Source organism: Mycoplasma marinum (assembly GCF_004335975.1).
Taxonomy (GTDB): Bacteria; Bacillota_I; Bacilli_A; order Mycoplasmatales; family Metamycoplasmataceae; genus Mycoplasma_K; species Mycoplasma_K marinum.
This window is the reverse complement of sequence record NZ_PSZO01000103.1, coordinates 1-917: the sequence shown is the minus strand read 5'-3', so window position 1 is coordinate 917 and position 917 is coordinate 1. Positions and strand designations below refer to the sequence as shown.

The window sequence follows — 917 nt, the reverse complement described above, 5'->3', positions numbered from 1 at the left end:
ATCTTGTCCTGTACCTACTGTAACATTAACAGAAGCTGGTAGATCTCATTTTGAGGCGATGTCTGTTGATGAATGTGGTTTTGAAGCATTGATTGCTTTGTTAACCATGTCATCTGTAACTTTGGCAATATCTTTATTAGCTTTTTCTTTTAATAATCTTGCGGCTTTTTGTGAAGCATTTTCAAATCCATTTAATGTACCAGTAACTGAACCAATTTTTGTAGTTCCAGTTGCTGAAGTAACACCTGTTCATGAAATGATACCTGTAGCATCATCGTTACCAGTTTTTGTTAATGCAACAATAACTATAGTTTGATCACCATTTACACTTACAACAACATCAACTGAAGCTGGTAGAGTTCATGTTGAGGCGATGTCTGTTGATGAATGTGGTTTTTTAGTATTAATCGCATCATTAACCATGTCAGCTGTAACTTTACCAATGGCTTTATCAGCTTTTTCTTTTAATAATCTTGCGGCTTTTTGTGAAGCAACTTCAAATCCATTCATTGAACCTGTAACCGAACCATTGTTTGTAGTTCCAGTTGCTGAAGTAACACCTGTTCATGAAATGATACCTGTAGCATCATCACTGTTTGTTTATCTTGTCCTGTACCTACTGTAACATTAACAGAAGCTGGTAGATCTCATTTTGAGGCGATGTCTGTTGATGAATGTGGTTTTGAAGCATTGATTGCTTTATTAACCATAACAGCCGTTACTTGTGGAAGTGCAGCATCAGCTTTGTCTTTTAATAATCTTGCGGCTTTTTGTGCAGCGGTTTCAAATCCATTTAACTTACCAGTAACTGAACCAGGTTTTGTAGTTCCTGTTGCTGAAGTAGTTCCAGTTCATGAAACTTCACCCGTAGTGTCATTATCACTTGTTTTTGTTAAAGTAACTTTAACTGTTGTAGC

The 917-nt window shown here is 36.3% G+C and carries 2 protein-coding genes; both read right to left on the bottom strand.

The features are described from left to right. Positions 1-510, bottom strand: a 510-nt coding sequence (locus C4B24_RS04880) for a hypothetical protein (RefSeq protein WP_131599656.1), incomplete at its 3' end; no start/stop codon positions are given. Further along, positions 465-917 (bottom strand): hypothetical protein (locus C4B24_RS05100; protein WP_168388383.1); only part of this gene is annotated, 453 nt, incomplete at its 5' end. The genes C4B24_RS05100 and C4B24_RS04880, both read right to left, overlap by 46 nt.